Source organism: Pseudoalteromonas sp. Hal040 (assembly GCF_037162425.1).
GTDB lineage: Bacteria > Pseudomonadota > Gammaproteobacteria > Enterobacterales > Alteromonadaceae > Pseudoalteromonas > Pseudoalteromonas gelatinilytica.
Genome location: NZ_JARLUU010000001.1, coordinates 627,966 through 644,937, shown reverse-complemented (window position 1 = coordinate 644,937; position 16,972 = coordinate 627,966). Strand labels below are relative to the sequence as shown.

The window sequence follows — 16,972 nt, the reverse complement described above, 5'->3', positions numbered from 1 at the left end:
CCCTGAAAGTATTAGACCTTAGTTGTATATCTTGTCATTTCACAAAAAACTTCTAAACCGCCTTCTATAATCTAGTCCAATGTACGCCGGTAAGCGATTTTGAACCACTTACCACCTTAGTCTAATAGACCAATAGATAATTGAGAGAAGTCATTTCTTAAACAACAGTGATACAACAACATTAATGCAATCAACAAGTAGCTTCGACAGGAATACACATTATGACAACAACAAAAGTAACCGCATTAAAAACACTGACAGCTTCAGCTGTTTTATGTGCACTTGCAGGTACCGCTAACGCTGCAACCATTGGTAACACAGACGTTTCTTATGGTGGCTATGTAAAACTTGATGCCATGTGGAGTGATTACTCTGCTGGCGTACCAGCCGGTGGTAGCATTGGCCGTGACTTCTATGTCCCTGGTACAACACCCGTGGGCGCAGACAGTGACAGCGATCCAGTCTTTGATATGCACGCCCGCCAATCACGCTTTAGCCTTGGTACTGCAACTAAGCTAGATGATGGTAAAACGATTAATACCAAAATCGAAATCGACTTTATTGCTTCAGCACCTGGCGGTAACGAACGTGTCAGTAACTCTTACGCACCACGTATTCGCCAAGCATTTGTAACTTATGATGGTTGGCTATTTGGTCAAGCATGGTCAAACTTCCAAAACGTTGGCGCATTGCCAGAAACACTTGATTTCGTTGGTCCTGCTGAAGGTACTGTGTTCGTGCGTCAAGCACAGGCACGCTACACCACAGGTAACTGGTCATTCTCTATCGAAAACCCTGAGAGCACTGTTACAGTAGGCGGTGCACGTGTTGCCACTGATGATGCATCAATGCCTGACTTTACAGCACGTTATGCGCACAAAGCTGATTGGGGTGAATTAGTATTTACCGGTCTTGCTCGTCAATTAACTTACAAACAAAATGGCATTGATGCAGATACATCATCGTTCGGTATCAGTGCATCTGGTAAAGTTAATTTTGGTCAAAACAACTTAAAATTCATGCTAACCCAAGGCTCAGGTCTAGGCCGTTACATTGGTTTAAACGTAGCAAATGGTGCTGTGCTTGACGGTGATGATTTAGACGCGATTGATTCAACATCGGGTTTCATTGCTTATCAACAAAACTGGAACAGCCAATGGCGTTCAACTTTCCTTTATTCATTCTTCTCAGCTGATAACAACACAGACTTACTTGCTGTATCTGGCGACCCAACTAAAACGAGCCAAAGCTACAGTGCGAACCTTTTATACTCACCTGTTAAAAAGCTAACTTTTGGTGTTGAATTTAAACATGCGGAGCGTGAGCTTGAAAGTGGTACTGATGGCGATATGGATCGTCTGCAGTTCTCTGCAAAATACGTATTTTAAGATTTAAGCTTATTTTACTTCCTGAAGCGGCTTCGGCCGCTTTTTTTATTTCTGCTTTTTATTTACAGTGATCCCCTTTTAGCTTTTTGCAAACCATAATTCACTAAAACAGAAAACCTAATTGCAAATTATTTTCATTTAGATTAAATTACGCATTAATTTCACTATTCATTGAACTAATTGGAACTTTGCATGTCATCAACAACATTTTTGCGCTTATCTCAATTAAGCCTAGTGACCTCAGCACTTTTAAGTGGCCACGCTTTTGCAGAACAACAAAAAGAAGAACAAGCAATTGAAAAAATTGCCGTGTATGGCCAGCATCATAAAAACTACATCACAGAAGAAGCACAATCAGCGACCAAATTAGGGCTAACAATTAAAGAAACACCACAGTCAATCTCTGTTGTTTCACGTGCATTAATGGATGACTTTTCACTCGATAACCTTAATGCTGTGTTAGAAAGCACACCGGGTGTGACGGTTGAGCAAATCGAAACTGACCGTACTTATTTTAAAGCTCGCGGTTTTGAGATCACCAACTTCCAAGTAAATGGCATGGGCATGCCACAAGATAACGGTTCAATCCAAGGTACTCTTGATACGTCTATTTTTGATAGTGTTGAAATTGTACGTGGTGCCAATGGTTTAATGACAGGTGCGGGTAATCCATCAGCAACCGTGAATATGGTTCTAAAGCGCCCGACTTACCAAACACAAGTTAATGCATCTGTATCTTATGGCTCTTGGGACAACAAGCGTTTAGAGCTTGACGCCTCAACTGCTATCAACGAAAACCACGCTGTACGTGCTGTATTCACCAAGCACAAAACCGAGTCATACCTTGACCGTTACGAGCAAGATAAAACAATTTATTACCTAGCCTACGAAGGTCAGCTAACTGACAGCACAGTAGTAACTGCAAACTACGTAAATCAAAAGAAAGATGCTGACAGCCCACTTTGGGGTGCCTTACCGCTTTATTACAGCGATGGTTCAGCAACAAACTTTGATGCTTCAACCAGCACTGCGTCTGATTGGTCTTATTGGAATAATACAACTGAGCAGTTGTTCTTATCAATTGAGCAAGCAATTACCAATACTTGGTTCTTAAAAGCCAGCTACGCCCACTTAGAAAATGAGCAAGACTCAGAGCTTTTCTATGTTTATGGTACACCTGATAGAGAAACAGGTCTTGGCTTAACGGGTTATGCGAGTGAATATGACCACAAAGATAAGCACGATATTTTAGATATTTACGCAACGGGTAAATTTGATTTATTTGGTATGGAACATGATCTGTCGTTTGGTGTAAACCAAGCAGATATGGATAACAAAGATAAATCATTGTATGACTACACTACAGGCAATGGTTTCCCTGCAATGCCAGAGCTAGGTGGTTGGGATGGTGTTGCGCCAATGCCAACACTTACCGATGGTTTAACAGGTGCTGATATCACCAGCCGTCAACGCTCAGCGTATATTTCAACACGTATCCGTGCAACTGACTCATTTAGTGTTTTAGCGGGTGTGAGCCAAGTAAATTGGGAAACTGAAGGTGCCTCTTACGGCGTAGCAAAAGACAAAGACACTGACCAAACCGTGCCTTACTTCGGTGCTGTGTATGATATCAACGAAAGCTTATCAACTTACGCAAGCTATACAGAAACCTTTGTTCCACAAACAGAGCGTGACATCAATGGCGATTACTTAGACCCAATCACAGGTAAAAGCAGCGAAATTGGTGTAAAAGCGCAGTTACTTGATGACAATTTATTTGTCACTGTTGCTTATTTTGACGCTAAACAAGTAGGCCTTGCGATTGCCATTCCTGATTCATTACCTGATGACACTCGTTACTATGGTGCAGATGGCATTAACAGTGACGGTATTGAAGTAGAGCTTAGTGGTCAAATCAACGAAACACTGAGTGCAAGCTTCAGCTACAGCAATCTAAACATTGATGGTGATGAGTTAGTAAAAGACTACACGCCTGAAAACCAGTTCAAACTTGCTGTAACTCATAAAGTGCCTGAGATTGATGGTTTAACCTTTGGCTTAAACTATCGTTGGCAAGACGATACAAAACGCGTACAAATGCGTGATGCGGCAACGAATGCAGCACTTATCACCACAACGCAAGATGCTTACGGCCTATTAAACCTAATGGCAACCTACGATATTAATGACAATATGAGCGTTAACTTGAACGTTAATAACGTGACCAACGAAAAGTACATCCAAAGTCTTTTCTGGGCTCAAGGTTATTACGGCGCACCGCGTAACTACTCAGTGTCTTTCAACTGGCAGCTGTAAGCTTGAGCTAGAAGCTGTAAGTTTTAAGCTTTAAGTACTTAAAAAGCCGCATTATATGCGGCTTTTTCATGTAATAGTTGCAAGAGTAAAGTTTACCCTTGCTAACTTTACCCTCGCTAACTTTCATCCATAAAAAAACCGCTAACTGTGTAGCGGTCTTTTTTGTGTTAAGTGCGGGTCAAATCACGCTTAACTGTACTCTTTTGCGGTGTTTATAGCTCATCTTCTGCTAATAGGCCTGCATCTTCACCATCTTCTGGTTGAACAGTTGCCTGAAGTAATAGCATCTCACGTAACTTACCTTCGATCTCATCTGCGATCTCTGGGTTGTCTTTTAAGAACTTAATTGAGTTTGCTTTACCTTGGCCAACTTTGTTGCCATTGTAGCTGTACCAAGCACCTGATTTTTCAACCAGTTTATGCTTAACACCTAAATCAATTAACTCGCCTTGTTTAGAAATACCTTCACCATACATGATGATGAATTCAGCTTGTTTAAACGGTGGAGCAACCTTGTTCTTAACAACTTTAACGCGAGTTTCGTTACCTACAACCTCATCGCCTTCTTTCACAGAACCAATACGACGAATATCAATACGTACTGAAGCGTAGAATTTAAGTGCATTACCACCCGTTGTTGTTTCAGGGTTACCAAACATAACACCAATTTTCATACGGATTTGGTTGATGAAAATACATAGCGTGTTTGAACGCTTGATGTTACCTGTAAGCTTACGCAATGCCTGTGACATTAAGCGAGCTTGTAGACCCATATGTGAGTCACCCATGTCGCCTTCGATTTCAGCTTTTGGTGTTAAAGCTGCTACCGAGTCAACGATAACTACATCAACAGCGCTTGAACGAACTAACATGTCACAGATTTCTAATGCTTGCTCACCAGTATCTGGTTGAGAAACGAGTAATTCATCAATGTTTACACCCAGTTTTTGCGCGTATACAGGATCTAGAGCGTGCTCAGCATCTACGAATGCACACGTTTTACCTTGCTTTTGAGCTTCAGCGATAACTTGTAAAGTAAGTGTTGTTTTACCTGATGATTCAGGACCATACACTTCAACAATACGGCCTGTAGGTAAACCACCAATACCTAATGCGATATCAATACCAAGTGAACCTGTTGAGATTGCTTCAATGTCTAGGGCTTTGTTATCGCCCAGTTTCATAATTGAGCCTTTACCAAATTGACGCTCAATTTGTGATAAAGCAGCGTCCAAGGCTTTTTGTTTGTTATCGTTCATTCTGTTCTCCAAATCCGGCTAATGCAGACAGTATACTGTATGAAATCACAGTATCAAGCTAATTTTCAGATTTTATCAATTCAATTACACTTTTTAATGAATAAACAATAGCTTGCAGTCTAACTTCAGCTCTATCACCAGCGAAAACCTGTTTGCTTGGGTAGTTTTGACCAGCAAAATGAATACAAAACCAAACTAATCCCACAGGTTTATCCAGTGTTCCGCCACCGGGTCCTGCGACTCCCGAAATTGCAATTGCGATATCGGCGTTTGCAGCTTTTGCTGCACCCGATGCCATTTCAACAACTGTTTGCTCACTTACTGCACCAAAGCTATTTAAGGTTTGTTCTGTTACGCCAATGAGTTCATGTTTTGCTTGGTTGCTATAAGTGACAAATGCGCGGTCAATATAATTAGAGCTACCAGGAGTATCGGTTAAGGCGTAGCTTACTCCACCACCGGTGCATGATTCTGCGGTAGTGATCCATAAGCGTTTATCCGTTAAAATAGCTCCTAATTTCGCAGCAAGTGTTTTAATCTCTTGATGTAATTCCATATTCAGCCTTTGGGTAAATACATGTCGTTTGATCTTTATGCACCGCACACTATAAATCAACAAACCCCTATGATGCAGCAGTATCTAAAAATAAAAGCCGAGCATCGGGATATTTTACTGTTTTATCGTATGGGCGACTTTTATGAACTTTTCTTCGATGATGCCAAGCGTGCAGCGCAACTTCTTGATATTTCTCAGACTCATCGTGGTAAAGCCGGTGGCGATCCCATTCCAATGGCAGGTGTGCCTTATCACGCCGTAGAGAACTACTTAGCTCGCCTTGTACAAATGGGTGAGTCGGTGGCTATTTGTGAGCAAGTTGGCGATCCTGCCACCAGCAAAGGCCCTGTTGAGCGTAAAGTTGTGCGCATTGTTACACCGGGCACTATTTCTGACGAAGCGCTGTTACAAGAACGCCAAGACAACTTGCTAACCAGCGTTTGGCAAAGTAAACAAGGCTTATATGGTATTGCTTATTTAGATATTAACTCTGGCAGATTCAATGTGTTAGAAGTAAATACTGATGAAGCATTTAGCTCAACATTACAGCGTTTAGCCCCTGCTGAGCTGCTCTATAGTGAAACATTTACAAATGTGCACCTAATTGAGCATATCAAAGGCGCACGTCGTCGCCCAGAATGGGAGTTTGATTTAGATACAGCCCAGCACTTACTGTGCGACCAATTTGGCACCAAAGATCTGGTTGGTTTTGGTGTAGACAAAGCACACGCTGCTTTGGTGGCTGCGGGCTGCTTAATGCAATATGTAAAAGACACTCAACGTATTGCCCTGCCGCATATTCGTGCGATTACCCTTGAACAAAACGAACACGCGGTGATTTTAGATGCTGCAACCCGTAAAAATCTTGAACTAACGGTAAATTTATCGGGCGGCTACGAAAACACGCTTGCACAAGTACTTGATAAAACAGCCACAGCTATGGGTTCACGCTTATTAAAGCGTCGTATTCATACCCCTCTGCGCAGCAAAACAGAGCTCAACTCTCGACTAAATGCAATTAGCGCAATTATCGATGCGCAATTATGTGGTGAGCTACAAGAGTCATTAAAGCAAATTGGCGACATTGAGCGTGTTATCGCCCGTTTAGCGCTTTGCACAGCACGCCCGCGTGATTTAACACGCCTGCGTAGCGCACTGCAAGCTCTCGCGCCACTTCACGAACTATTACTGGATGCTAACGATCCGCGTATTAGTCAAATAATAGCGCAATCACAGCAATTACCTGAGCTACAAGATTTACTAGAACGTGCTGTCATCGAAACCCCACCGGTGCTAATTCGCGATGGGGGTGTTATTGCCCCGGGCTATAACAGTGAGCTCGATGAATGGCGTGCGTTAAGCCAAGGTGCAACTGATATTCTCGAAAAGCTTGAAGAGCGTGAGCGTGAGCGCACTGGCATTAGCACCTTAAAAATTGGCTATAACAAGGTGCATGGCTTTTTTATTGAGGTAAGTCGCGCTAACTCACATTTAGTTCCTGCAGATTATATTCGCCGTCAAACGCTAAAAAATAATGAGCGCTATATTATCCCTGAGCTTAAAGAGCACGAAGATAAAGTACTTGGTAGCCAATCAAAAGCGCTGGCGCTTGAAAAACAGCTTTATGAGCAACTCTTTGAGTTTATAGCTCCGCACATTGCGCAGCTGCAAACAATGGCAGCCGTACTGGCTGATTTAGATGTATTGAACAACTTAGCTGAACGTGCACAAGCGCTTAATTACGCTAAACCAACATTATGCGATAACGATAATATCAGCATTAAACAAGGTCGCCATCCGGTGGTAGAACAGGTAATGAAAGACCCGTTTATTGCCAACCCAGTAGAGCTTAATAACGACCGAAAAATGTTGATTATCACAGGTCCAAATATGGGTGGTAAATCAACCTATATGCGCCAAACCGCGCTTATCGTTTTGATGGCCCATATTGGCTCTTACGTACCTGCAGATAGCGCAGAAATTGGTAATATTGATCGTATTTTTACGCGTATCGGCGCAAGTGATGATTTAGCATCAGGGCGTTCAACTTTCATGGTTGAAATGACAGAAACGGCAACAATTTTAAATAACGCCACAGCACAATCACTGGTGCTTATGGATGAAATTGGTCGCGGTACCTCAACCTATGATGGTTTATCACTTGCCTATGCAACAGCTGATTATTTAGCATCAAAAATTGCCGCAAAAACTTTATTCGCCACCCACTATTTTGAGCTAACAGAGCTTGCAGAACAAAAGCCGGGGCTGGTTAATGTGCACCTTGATGCCATTGAGCATAACGACACCATTGCCTTTATGCATACCGTGCTTGAAGGTGCGGCAAGCAAGAGCTTTGGCCTTCAAGTTGCCGCCTTGGCAGGTGTACCAAAGGCAGTGATCCAACAAGCAAAACAAAAGCTTAAAATGCTTGAAAATCATCAACCTGTCACTGCCCCTATTGAGCAGCAACAGCAAACATTAAGTTTTGATGATGAACCTTCAGAGCTTGAATTAACCTTAAAACAGCTTGATCCAGATAGCCTAACGCCAAGACAAGCACACCAACTACTGTATCAATTAAAAGATTTACTTTAAATTTAGAATAGATATAAAAAAAGCTGACGTAACGTCAGCTTTTTTGTGTGTTCTAGACCCGAAGGCCTATGTATTGTTGTCAAATCAGGTGAATTGGTCGAATAGGCTATCTGTACTTAAACCTTCGTGTTGCAAAATGTCTTTTAAGCGACGTAATGCTTCCACTTGAATTTGTCTTACACGTTCGCGTGTTAAGCCAATTTCACGACCAACATCTTCAAGGGTTGATGGCTCATAGCCTAGTAAACCAAAACGACGAGCAAGTACTTCACGCTGTTTCGGGTTTAACTCTCCTAGCCAATCAACAATGTGCTTGTTGATGTCATTGTTTTGTACTTCGCCTTCAGGACCATAGTCTTTTTCATCGGCGATGATATCTAATAATGCTTTGTCATTTTCACCACCAATTGGTGTATCCACCGAGGTGATTTTTTCGTTTAAACGCAGCATCTTAGTAACATCTTCAACCGGCTTATCTAAGCACTCTGCAATTTCTTCTGCGGTTGGTTCATGGTCAAGTTTCTGTGTTAATTCACGGGCTGTTCTTAAATAAACATTTAGCTCTTTAACCACATGAATAGGTAAACGAATAGTACGTGTTTGGTTCATGATGGCGCGTTCAATGGTTTGACGTATCCACCACGTTGCATAAGTTGAAAAACGGAAACCTCGTTCTGGGTCAAATTTTTCAACGGCTCTGATAAGGCCTAAATTACCTTCTTCAATAAGGTCAAGCAGCGCAAGACCTCGGTTGTTATAGCGGCGGGCAATTTTCACCACTAAACGTAAATTACTTTCAATCATTCGCTTGCGAGAGGCTTCACAGCCTTTCAATGCTTTTCTAGCAAAATAGACTTCTTCTTCTGCGCTTAACAGCGGAGAAAAGCCAATTTCGCCAAGGTATAGCTGAGTAGCATCTAGATTCTTGGCAACTTCATCCTTTGCAAAAATTTCATCATCGTTGTCGACTTCTTCTAGTAACTCAGGTGAATCATCTTCAACTACCGTGTCATCAAATTTATCGTCAATCGCGTCAGTTGTTTTCTCAAGTTTTGCTGTGTGACCCATAAGCGTCCTCCCGAGCAAATATGTGATTGAGCTAAATCACTTTATCAATACCCTAATGGCTAAGGTAGATACTTAGCAGGATTGACTGCTTGACCCCGATAACGAATTTCAAATCTCAAAGCCGTAACCGAAGAGTCTGAACTGCCCATTTCTGCTATTTTCTGCCCCGCCTTTACTTCCTGTTTTTCCTTTACAAGCAACTTTGAATTGTGCGCGTAAGCACTTAGGTAATCATCATTATGTTTCAAAATAATTAAATTACCGTAACCCCTCAATGCGTTGCCCGCGTATACCACAGTTCCATGTGCAGCAGCTAAAACAGAAGCCCCTTGTTTATTAGTAATCTGTAATCCTTTAAAGCCATTCTCTTTATTAGAGAAGCGTTGCGTAACCTTGCCTTTTGCCGGCCAGCTCCATACAACTTTTGCATTAGAATTACTGTTTTTTTCACTAATTATTTTGTTGGCTTGTTTCTGAACATACTCTCGTTGTTTTGGCTGATCAAGCTCTTTTTTTAATTTTTTGTTATTTTTTTGTATAGAAACAGTAGACTTTTTACTCGAATTCGTATATTTTTTCGTCTTTTTTTGTTTTTGTGCCGATTTTGTGAGCAAAACACTCTGTCCGGGGAAGATTGTGTAAGGTGCTGGAATATCGTTTATTTTCGCAAGGGTACGAAAATCTTGTTGAGCGCTAAAAGCAATTGAGTACAAAGTATCACCCTTTTTGACTACATATTTTGAGCCTGAGATATTTACTTTGCGTGTGGCGGGTTTAACTTGATTATCTAAACTACTGACCGGCGCCGGTGCTTCGCGAGAAGTACAGCCAAAGAGCAAAATACTAAGAAACAAAGTAACATAGACTGTTAACTGCCTGCTCATCGTAAAATGCTCCTTATCGTACTAATTTAATGGTTTTGCGGGTTATCGTAGCAAAAAGTACGCAACCACAACTAAAACAACTAATCCCCAGCCAAGCGCTTCAACATATTGACGTAATTTTTGCTCCATTTTAACGCCACCCCACTTCATCAAGGCCGACACTAAAAAGAAACGCGCGCCACGGCCGACAGCCGAGGCAATTAAAAACGGCAAGAATGCCATTTGCATCAAACCAGCGCCGATTGTAAAAACCTTATAAGGTATAGGAGAGAAGCCCGCTAAGAAGACTACCCAAACACCGTAGTTTTCAAACCAACCTAGTGCTGTGTCAAATTTGGCTTGCCAACCCATTTGGGCAATAAGAGGCTCGACCACAGGTTCGAATAACCAAAAGCCAAGTAAGTAACCTAAAATACCACCAATCACAGAGGCTATAGTAGTAAAGCTGGCAAAACGCCATGCTTTATCTGGTTGAGCTAGCGACATAGGGGCTAGCATAACATCCGGTGGTACCGGAAAAAAACTGATTCAGCAAAACTCATCCCTGCTAAATAACGCTCCGCATGACGGTGTTTAGCCCATACCAGCGCCATATCATATAACTTAGTAAACAACTTCAAAGTATAACGTCCTATTCAATATCACCAGGTACCAAAGGTACAAATCTTACTGGTGCAACTTTATGTTCTGTAAATGTATCGCCATTTCTAACGACCATCATTAATTGCTGATCTTGTTCACCAATAGGTGCAATCATAACGCCCCCATCAGCAAGTTGTGCAAGAAGCCCTTGTGGCATAGTAGCAGCTGCTGCTGTGACAATAATTCCCTCAAATGGAGCTTGTGACTGCCAGCCTTGCCACCCATCACCATGTTTCATGGTGACATTGTATAAATCAAGTTTGTGCAAACGCCGCTTTGCTTGCCATTGCAATGCTTTGATACGCTCCACCGAGCACACTTTAGAAAAGGTTTTTGCCAGTATCGCCGTTTGGTAGCCAGACCCTGTGCCTATCTCAAGCACTTTATCACGCACCCCAGCTAAGCGGAGCAGCTCTGTCATGCGTGCGACTATGTATGGTTGTGAAATCGTTTGCCCTTGCCCGATTGGCAGTGCGGTATTTTGATAGGCTTTGTGCTGTAAAACATCATCAACAAAGATGTGCCTAGGTGTAGAAGCAATCGCTTCAAGCACCGTACTGTCTTCTACGCCCTCGCGTTTTAATAATTCAGCTAATGCTAGTGCACTGCGATTATAATTAGTCAGCACTATTAATCTCCATATTTGCTAACCAGCTATCAACGGCTTGTAAGCTTTCTTTCGCCGTCATATCAACACTGAGTGGTGTGACTGATGCATATCCATTATTGATGGCATAAAAATCAGTGCCTTCCCCTGCATCACTTTCAGCGCCAAGGGTACCATACCAATAAATATCGCGGCCCCATGGGTCTTGTTGTTTAGTCATGGTTTCAGCTTTATGGCGCGAACCTAAACGGGTAACCTTGACCCCTTTTAGCTCTGTAAGCGGAATATCAGGCACGTTTAAGTTGATGATTTGATCTTTCGGTAATGGGTGCGATGCCAACTCTTTGATAATACTCACCGCAACAGCAGCAGCAGTTTCAAAGTGATTTCCTTCTTTAGAACATAATGATACAGCAATGGCAGGTAGCCCTAAGTGGCGGCCTTCAGTGGCGGCTGCAACGGTACCTGAATACAAGGTATCATCACCTAAATTGGCACCGTGGTTTATCCCTGCAACCACTAAATCGGGCTGCAGCTCGGTTAACTCATTAACCCCTAAATGCACACAGTCGGTTGGCGTGCCATTAATTGAAATAAAGCCATTATCAAGGGTGGTTGCCCGCAGTGGATTCATTAACGTTAATGAATTACTTGCGCCACTGCAATTACGATCTGGCGCTACTAAGGTCACATCTGCTATTTGCGTCAATGCATGATACAAAACCGCAATCCCTTTAGCATGCACACCATCATCATTGCTTAGTAAGATTTTCATTTACGCATCCTTTTGTTTTTGTTCTCTAGGGCTTGCATCTTGATAGTCCACCAGCTCACGCAGCAAGGCGGTAGCAAAACACCCTTTTGGTAAACCAAAGCTTAACTTTAAAGTAGTTTCGTCAATCGTTTCAACAGCTAATGAATCAGGAATAAGACGTAACATCCTGCGCTCATTCTTAAGGCCAAGTTCGCTAAGGCCATCAATCCAAGACTGATAAGGCTCGAGCCACTCTTTTTCGGTCTCGGTTAAGCCTTTTTCGCCTTTACCAACCATAGGGGCCGACATCACAATATCGCCAGACGCTAACCGAGCAATATTGTCATCACTAATGTTGTCTTCAAAAAAAGCATTGCTGCCACTAAGCATAAACACTTCGCGGTGCATTGTTTTCGCAAGGCCGTGCTCGGCAACCCGCATACTCACGATTTCATTAAATACATAAGAGCGTGCAGCAGAAATAACTAAGCCACGCAATTTTTTATCGCGGATACGCTCTCCGGAAAACATGCGCTTTGCCATTTCAAGATTGTGGCCACCATGCCCAAAGCGCTGCTCACCAAAGTAATTAGGCACCCCTGCGCGCACCGCGTTAATACGGCACAAAATATCCAGCGGCTCAGTCACGTTGCGTAACGTAATGGTAAAGCGATTGCCTCTATGGCAGCCAGTTCTGAGCTTACGATTATGACGCTGTTGCGATACCACAAAAAATTGCTCGTTATTCAACTCACTAAATTCTATGTGTTTTTTAATTGGCACGGGAACACTAAACCATTGTGTACACACGCCATGACGGTCTTTTAAGCCCGCATAACTTACGTCACGAGGTGATACCCCCGCTTTTTCGGCAATGCGTTTAGCAATAAACTGAGTATTTTCGCCTTTTTTTACGACCTGTAAGCAAACATGCTCACCTGAACCGGTAAACTCAATACCCAAGTCTTCATCAACCATGAAGTCTTCGGCGTGAGTTTTAAAGTCAGCCTTAGAAAGGGGTTTACCGTAAAGGTAGTTTAACTCACTCATGCGCTTTGTTTGCTCATAATCACCACTGCGTGGCTTGAAATACCTTCTTTACGACCTTCAAACCCAAGCTTCTCAGTCGTTGTTGCTTTCACATTCACTTGTGAAATATCAGCTGCAAGGTCTTGGCATAAGTTTTCACGCATTGCTTGAATGTGCGGCAACATTTTTGGTGCTTGCGCAACAATCGTCACATCGGCATTACCAAGTACATAACCTTGCTCTTTAGCAAGCCCAACCACGTGGCGTAGTAAAATTCGGCTATCAATATTTTCGTATTCGCTCGCAGTATCTGGAAAATGCTTGCCAATATCACCCATTGCTAATGCACCTAAAATAGCATCACACAATGCGTGAATAGCAACATCACCATCTGAATGTGCTAAAAAGCCTTGTGGGTAATCAATTTTTTCACCACAAATCACCAACGGGCCTTCGCCGCCAAATTTGTGTACATCAAAGCCATGGCCAATTCGAATCATGAGGTACTCTCGTTTTGTTGTTTTTGCAGTAAAAATGCTGCTAAATCTAAATCTTCTGGGGTGGTGATTTTAATGTTGTCACTACGACCAGCAACCAGCTTAACAGGCTGCTTAGCCCATTCAATTGCCGATGCTTCATCCGTGATAGTCACACCATTTTTAAGGGCACTTGATAGCGCATCTGTGAGCGCCTGATAGGGGAAAAACTGAGGAGTGAGTGCCTGCCATAAATCATCACGAGGCACTGTTTGCTCACTGTGCGTATGACCGCGTTTAATGGTGTCTTTTACTTTTGATGCTAAGATACCGCCTTCATTGGCAGCGATACATTCAGTCATTAAACGCTGAATATCTGCCAAGCATACTAACGGCCTTGCCGCATCGTGAACAAGCACCCAATCAGGCGGGTTATCCGCAAGTGATAACAATGCATTGAGCACTGAATCAGCGCGCTCTTTACCACCAGATACGCGCTCAATACGCTTATCAATATGAGGTAAATCAGCAAAGTAGCCGTCATCATCGCTAACTGCTACTTTGATGGTATTTAATTCGTTAAGTTCTGCAAGTTTACTCAGGGTATGTTCTAAAATAGTTTTACCCGCAAGTTCAATATACTGCTTTGGCGCCGAATGCTGCATTCGACTCCCAACTCCCGCGACGGGAACAATGGCGGTGATAGTTTGCTTAGTGTTCATTTTGCTGTTGACCTGGTAATACGCGAATAAAGGTTTCGCCAGGTTTAATCATTCCTAATTCATTGCGCGCCCGCTCTTCGATGCCCTCTTGACCGAGTTTTAAGTCTTCAATATCGGCTTTGAGCACTTTATTGCGCTTTAACAATTTAGCATTGGTGTCTTGATGAGAGGTAACCGCTTGTTTCAAACGAGTGTAATCTTGCACACCATTATGGCCAAACCATAAACGATATTGCAGAAATAAAGCCAAACATAACAAGGCGAATTGAAAAACCCGCATTGAACACTCCTTCGCGGTTAAATTAAGTCAAAGGGCGTTTTAAATTACGCCAATTTATATTGCTTGCTAGTAGCATTTCTCTTAATGACAAACGCTTAGGTGTGATGCGTTTATTAAATTGCCATTGATGACCACAGCACGCTGCTGCCATCACCGCTTTTGCGGGCTTAAGCAATTGAATATGCGTGTTTTCTAGCGATTCACCGGAAGTATCAAACCAACCAAGCTCGTTGCAATGTACCTTATTGTCGCTTACTTGATCTAAGCTGTCTATGCGCACGGTTGTACATTGCTCGTCATTAATTAACACGGGAACAATTAACCCGCGCTTAGCATATTGACTATAAAAGTCTTTTGAGTCGTTTTTATTATAAACAGGTGGCGTTGATTTTTGTTTTTCAAGCCAACTGCCATTTTGTGAATCTAGCTGCAATGGCGCATCGCCATTAACTATACGCATGGCTAAACGCTCTATATAGTAAGGCAAACTGGCTAATAAGCGCTTTAGCCTTGCAGCATCAGGTTCATTTACCAAACGCGGGATCTCACGAGCATAAAATGCATTGCATAACTGCGCATACAAAGCACGATCGGCATCAGTTTGCCAAATTTCGGCTTGTTGCGAGTGTTCGCTCTGTGAAGTTGGTTTAGACAATGCGCGCTCTTATAAAACAATTGCTTGACTGTTTTATAGCATAGAGCGTTTATTGAGCGCTACTTTACTGCGCCTTTTTTACCCAATTTTGCATTGCCAGATTCTAAAAACTGCACCACCGCATCACGCTTTTTACCTAGTAACAAACTACCATCAGCTAAAAACATAAAGTTTTGCCAACAACGCTTAAAAACGGCAAAGCTGGTTTCAATGATATTGTCGCGCGCCATACAAAAATAGACCGTCGTATTTGCTTCCCACGCTAAGTGGTTTAGGATTTCTTCTGGTAACTGCTCGTCGCCCGCTTCCCATGCTTTTTCCCAGTTAATGGTCTCTGAAAAGCTGTCGTCTTTGCCGCACCAATCTGTTTTATCAAAAAAGTCAGGGTGATCATGCTCTCGGCTCACCATGGTAGTCCATAAAACAGCAGCGCGTTCAGCACTCATTGGTTTTATTTGCGCGCCGTCTTCGCTGCTTATCGGCATATCTTTATGACGAAAAACCCAGGCTTTTTTGTATTCATCTAACGAAATATAATTCATAGTTTAGGCAGTTTGTTTCAGCGTAAAATGTGCAAACTGCAATTATACCCAAATGACTCCAAGATGCGAGATAAACACATGACAATCAAACCCGGTATTTACCAACATTACAAAGGTCCAAAATACAAAGTTGAATATGTTGCCACTCATAGCGAAACGAATGAGCCACTGGTAATTTATCAAGCCCTATACGGCGAATTTGGCATGTGGGCTCGCCCACTTAGTATGTTTACAGAAACCGTCACTGTAGAGGGCAAAACAGTACCACGTTTTGCATACCTTTCAGACGCCGACTAACTGTGGCATCATGACGTTATTAATCACTGCTCAGACCAGATAAGGTGACATCGTGCTTTTTAATTCAACCGATAACTACATTGCCAGTAACTCATTAAAACAAGCGGTTAACGCGGCGATCTTGCTCGAAAAGCCGCTGCTTATAAAAGGTGAACCCGGCACAGGTAAAACCATGCTGGCCGAAGAGCTTGCGAAAAGCTTAGACACCACGCTAATTCAATGGCACATCAAATCAACCACTAAGGCGCAGCAAGGTCTGTATGAATATGATGCGGTATCACGCCTTCGCGACAGCCAGTTAGGTGATGAGCGTGTGCACGATATCAGCAACTACATTGTAAAAGGGAAATTATGGCAAGCCTTTACTTATGGTGAGCAACATAACAAACGCCCTGTATTATTGATTGATGAAATAGACAAAGCCGATATTGAATTTCCCAACGACTTACTATTAGAACTCGACAAAATGGAGTTTCACGTTTATGAAACCGGCGAGCGAGTTATTGCAAAGCAACGTCCGATTGTGATCATCACGTCAAATAACGAAAAAGAGCTGCCAGATGCCTTTTTACGTCGTTGCTTTTTCCATTACATTGATTTTCCAAGTAGTGAAGAAATGGCACAAATTATCGATGTGCATCACCCTCACGTTAAACAAGACCTAGTTCGCCAAGCACTTGAGGTGTTCTTTAATCTACGTGAAGTAAACGGCATTAAGAAAAAACCATCAACCAGCGAATTACTCGATTGGTTAAAGCTACTGATGGCCGAAGATATAGACGCTAAAACACTGCATGATAAAAGCCAAAAAGGCGGCTTAATGCCCATGTTTGGGGCACTATTAAAGAATGAGCAAGACATTAGCTTAATCGAAAAACTTGCGTTTATGAGCCGCCGTTAAG

The 16,972-nt window shown here is 42.5% G+C and carries 17 protein-coding genes and 1 pseudogene; 5 read left to right on the top strand and 13 right to left on the bottom strand.

Features of this window, described 5'->3' with window-relative positions; all coding sequences use genetic code 11:
- Window positions 1-221: 221 nt before the first annotated feature.
- Together P4S60_RS02955 and P4S60_RS02950 are read left to right on the top strand one after the other, a co-directional pair.
- Entirely contained in the window at window positions 222-1,388 is a 1,167-nt protein-coding gene (locus tag P4S60_RS02955; protein ID WP_119852383.1) for a DcaP family trimeric outer membrane transporter, read from the top strand.
- A gap of 192 nt (window positions 1,389-1,580) precedes the next feature.
- On the top strand, window positions 1,581-3,704 hold the full coding sequence (locus P4S60_RS02950) for a TonB-dependent siderophore receptor (protein WP_337114947.1): 2,124 nt from the start codon (window positions 1,581-1,583) through the stop codon (window positions 3,702-3,704).
- Between the two features lie 212 nt (window positions 3,705-3,916).
- Here P4S60_RS02950 and recA read toward each other — a convergent pair whose 3' ends face one another.
- Window positions 3,917-4,963 carry a recombinase RecA gene (recA, locus tag P4S60_RS02945; protein WP_063703248.1) on the bottom strand — a complete coding sequence of 349 codons (1,047 nt, stop codon included), beginning with the start codon at window positions 4,961-4,963 and terminating at the stop codon, window positions 3,917-3,919.
- 58 nt (window positions 4,964-5,021) lie between these two features.
- Window positions 5,022-5,519 carry a nicotinamide-nucleotide amidohydrolase family protein gene (locus P4S60_RS02940; protein ID WP_337114946.1) on the bottom strand — a complete coding sequence of 166 codons (498 nt, stop codon included), beginning with the start codon at window positions 5,517-5,519 and terminating at the stop codon, window positions 5,022-5,024.
- A 21-nt stretch (window positions 5,520-5,540) separates the two neighbouring features.
- On the opposite strand from P4S60_RS02940, the gene mutS reads away from it, so the two are divergent.
- Window positions 5,541-8,114 (top strand): DNA mismatch repair protein MutS, encoded by a 2,574-nt coding sequence (gene mutS / locus P4S60_RS02935; RefSeq protein WP_337114945.1) that lies wholly within the window; start codon window positions 5,541-5,543, stop codon window positions 8,112-8,114.
- Window positions 8,115-8,198: 84 nt separating this feature from the next.
- Here mutS and rpoS read toward each other — a convergent pair whose 3' ends face one another.
- The 11 genes and pseudogenes from rpoS to P4S60_RS02880 all read right to left on the bottom strand — a co-directional run bounded on the left by rpoS (window position 8,199) and on the right by P4S60_RS02880 (window position 15,773).
- A complete protein-coding gene (gene rpoS / locus P4S60_RS02930; RefSeq protein WP_337114944.1) occupies window positions 8,199-9,182 on the bottom strand; it encodes an RNA polymerase sigma factor RpoS in 984 nt (327 codons plus the stop codon).
- Window positions 9,183-9,241: 59 nt separating this feature from the next.
- Window positions 9,242-10,066, bottom strand: a complete 825-nt coding sequence (locus P4S60_RS02925; RefSeq protein WP_337114943.1) for a peptidoglycan DD-metalloendopeptidase family protein — start codon at window positions 10,064-10,066, stop codon at window positions 9,242-9,244.
- 42 nt (window positions 10,067-10,108) lie between these two features.
- Window positions 10,109-10,686 (bottom strand): annotated as a pseudogene (locus P4S60_RS02920) (YqaA family protein).
- A gap of 11 nt (window positions 10,687-10,697) precedes the next feature.
- Complete coding sequence (locus P4S60_RS02915; protein WP_337114942.1) at window positions 10,698-11,336, bottom strand: protein-L-isoaspartate(D-aspartate) O-methyltransferase; 639 nt, start codon at window positions 11,334-11,336, stop codon at window positions 10,698-10,700.
- On the bottom strand, window positions 11,326-12,090 hold the full coding sequence (gene surE, locus P4S60_RS02910) for a 5'/3'-nucleotidase SurE (RefSeq protein ID WP_119852387.1): 765 nt from the start codon (window positions 12,088-12,090) through the stop codon (window positions 11,326-11,328). Before surE ends, P4S60_RS02915 begins: the two co-directional genes overlap by 11 nt.
- Window positions 12,091-13,119 carry a tRNA pseudouridine(13) synthase TruD gene (gene truD / locus P4S60_RS02905; protein ID WP_337114941.1) on the bottom strand — a complete coding sequence of 343 codons (1,029 nt, stop codon included), beginning with the start codon at window positions 13,117-13,119 and terminating at the stop codon, window positions 12,091-12,093. It lies immediately after the preceding gene.
- Window positions 13,116-13,598, bottom strand: coding sequence for a 2-C-methyl-D-erythritol 2,4-cyclodiphosphate synthase (gene ispF, locus P4S60_RS02900; RefSeq protein ID WP_105181267.1), 483 nt, complete (start codon window positions 13,596-13,598; stop codon window positions 13,116-13,118). The genes truD and ispF overlap by 4 nt, the downstream gene beginning before the upstream one ends.
- Entirely contained in the window at window positions 13,595-14,296 is a 702-nt protein-coding gene (gene ispD / locus P4S60_RS02895) for a 2-C-methyl-D-erythritol 4-phosphate cytidylyltransferase (RefSeq protein WP_337114940.1), read from the bottom strand. The genes ispF and ispD overlap by 4 nt, the downstream gene beginning before the upstream one ends.
- Window positions 14,286-14,576: a cell division protein FtsB gene (gene ftsB, locus P4S60_RS02890; RefSeq protein WP_063703238.1), complete on the bottom strand. Its 291-nt coding sequence runs from the start codon at window positions 14,574-14,576 to the stop codon at window positions 14,286-14,288. The genes ispD and ftsB overlap by 11 nt, the downstream gene beginning before the upstream one ends.
- 22 nt (window positions 14,577-14,598) lie before the next feature.
- Window positions 14,599-15,231, bottom strand: coding sequence for a hypothetical protein (locus tag P4S60_RS02885; protein WP_119852389.1), 633 nt, complete (start codon window positions 15,229-15,231; stop codon window positions 14,599-14,601).
- Window positions 15,232-15,290: 59 nt separating this feature from the next.
- The gene (locus tag P4S60_RS02880; protein ID WP_337114939.1) at window positions 15,291-15,773 is read right to left on the bottom strand and encodes a DUF2947 domain-containing protein; all 483 of its coding nucleotides are present in this window, start codon (window positions 15,771-15,773) and stop codon (window positions 15,291-15,293) included.
- Between the two features lie 78 nt (window positions 15,774-15,851).
- On the opposite strand from P4S60_RS02880, the gene P4S60_RS02875 reads away from it, so the two are divergent.
- Window positions 15,852-16,070, top strand: a complete 219-nt coding sequence (locus P4S60_RS02875) for a DUF1653 domain-containing protein (RefSeq protein WP_055198214.1) — start codon at window positions 15,852-15,854, stop codon at window positions 16,068-16,070.
- 52 nt (window positions 16,071-16,122) lie between these two features.
- A complete protein-coding gene (locus P4S60_RS02870; RefSeq protein ID WP_063703233.1) occupies window positions 16,123-16,971 on the top strand; it encodes an AAA family ATPase in 849 nt (282 codons plus the stop codon).
- Window position 16,972 lies beyond the last annotated feature (1 nt).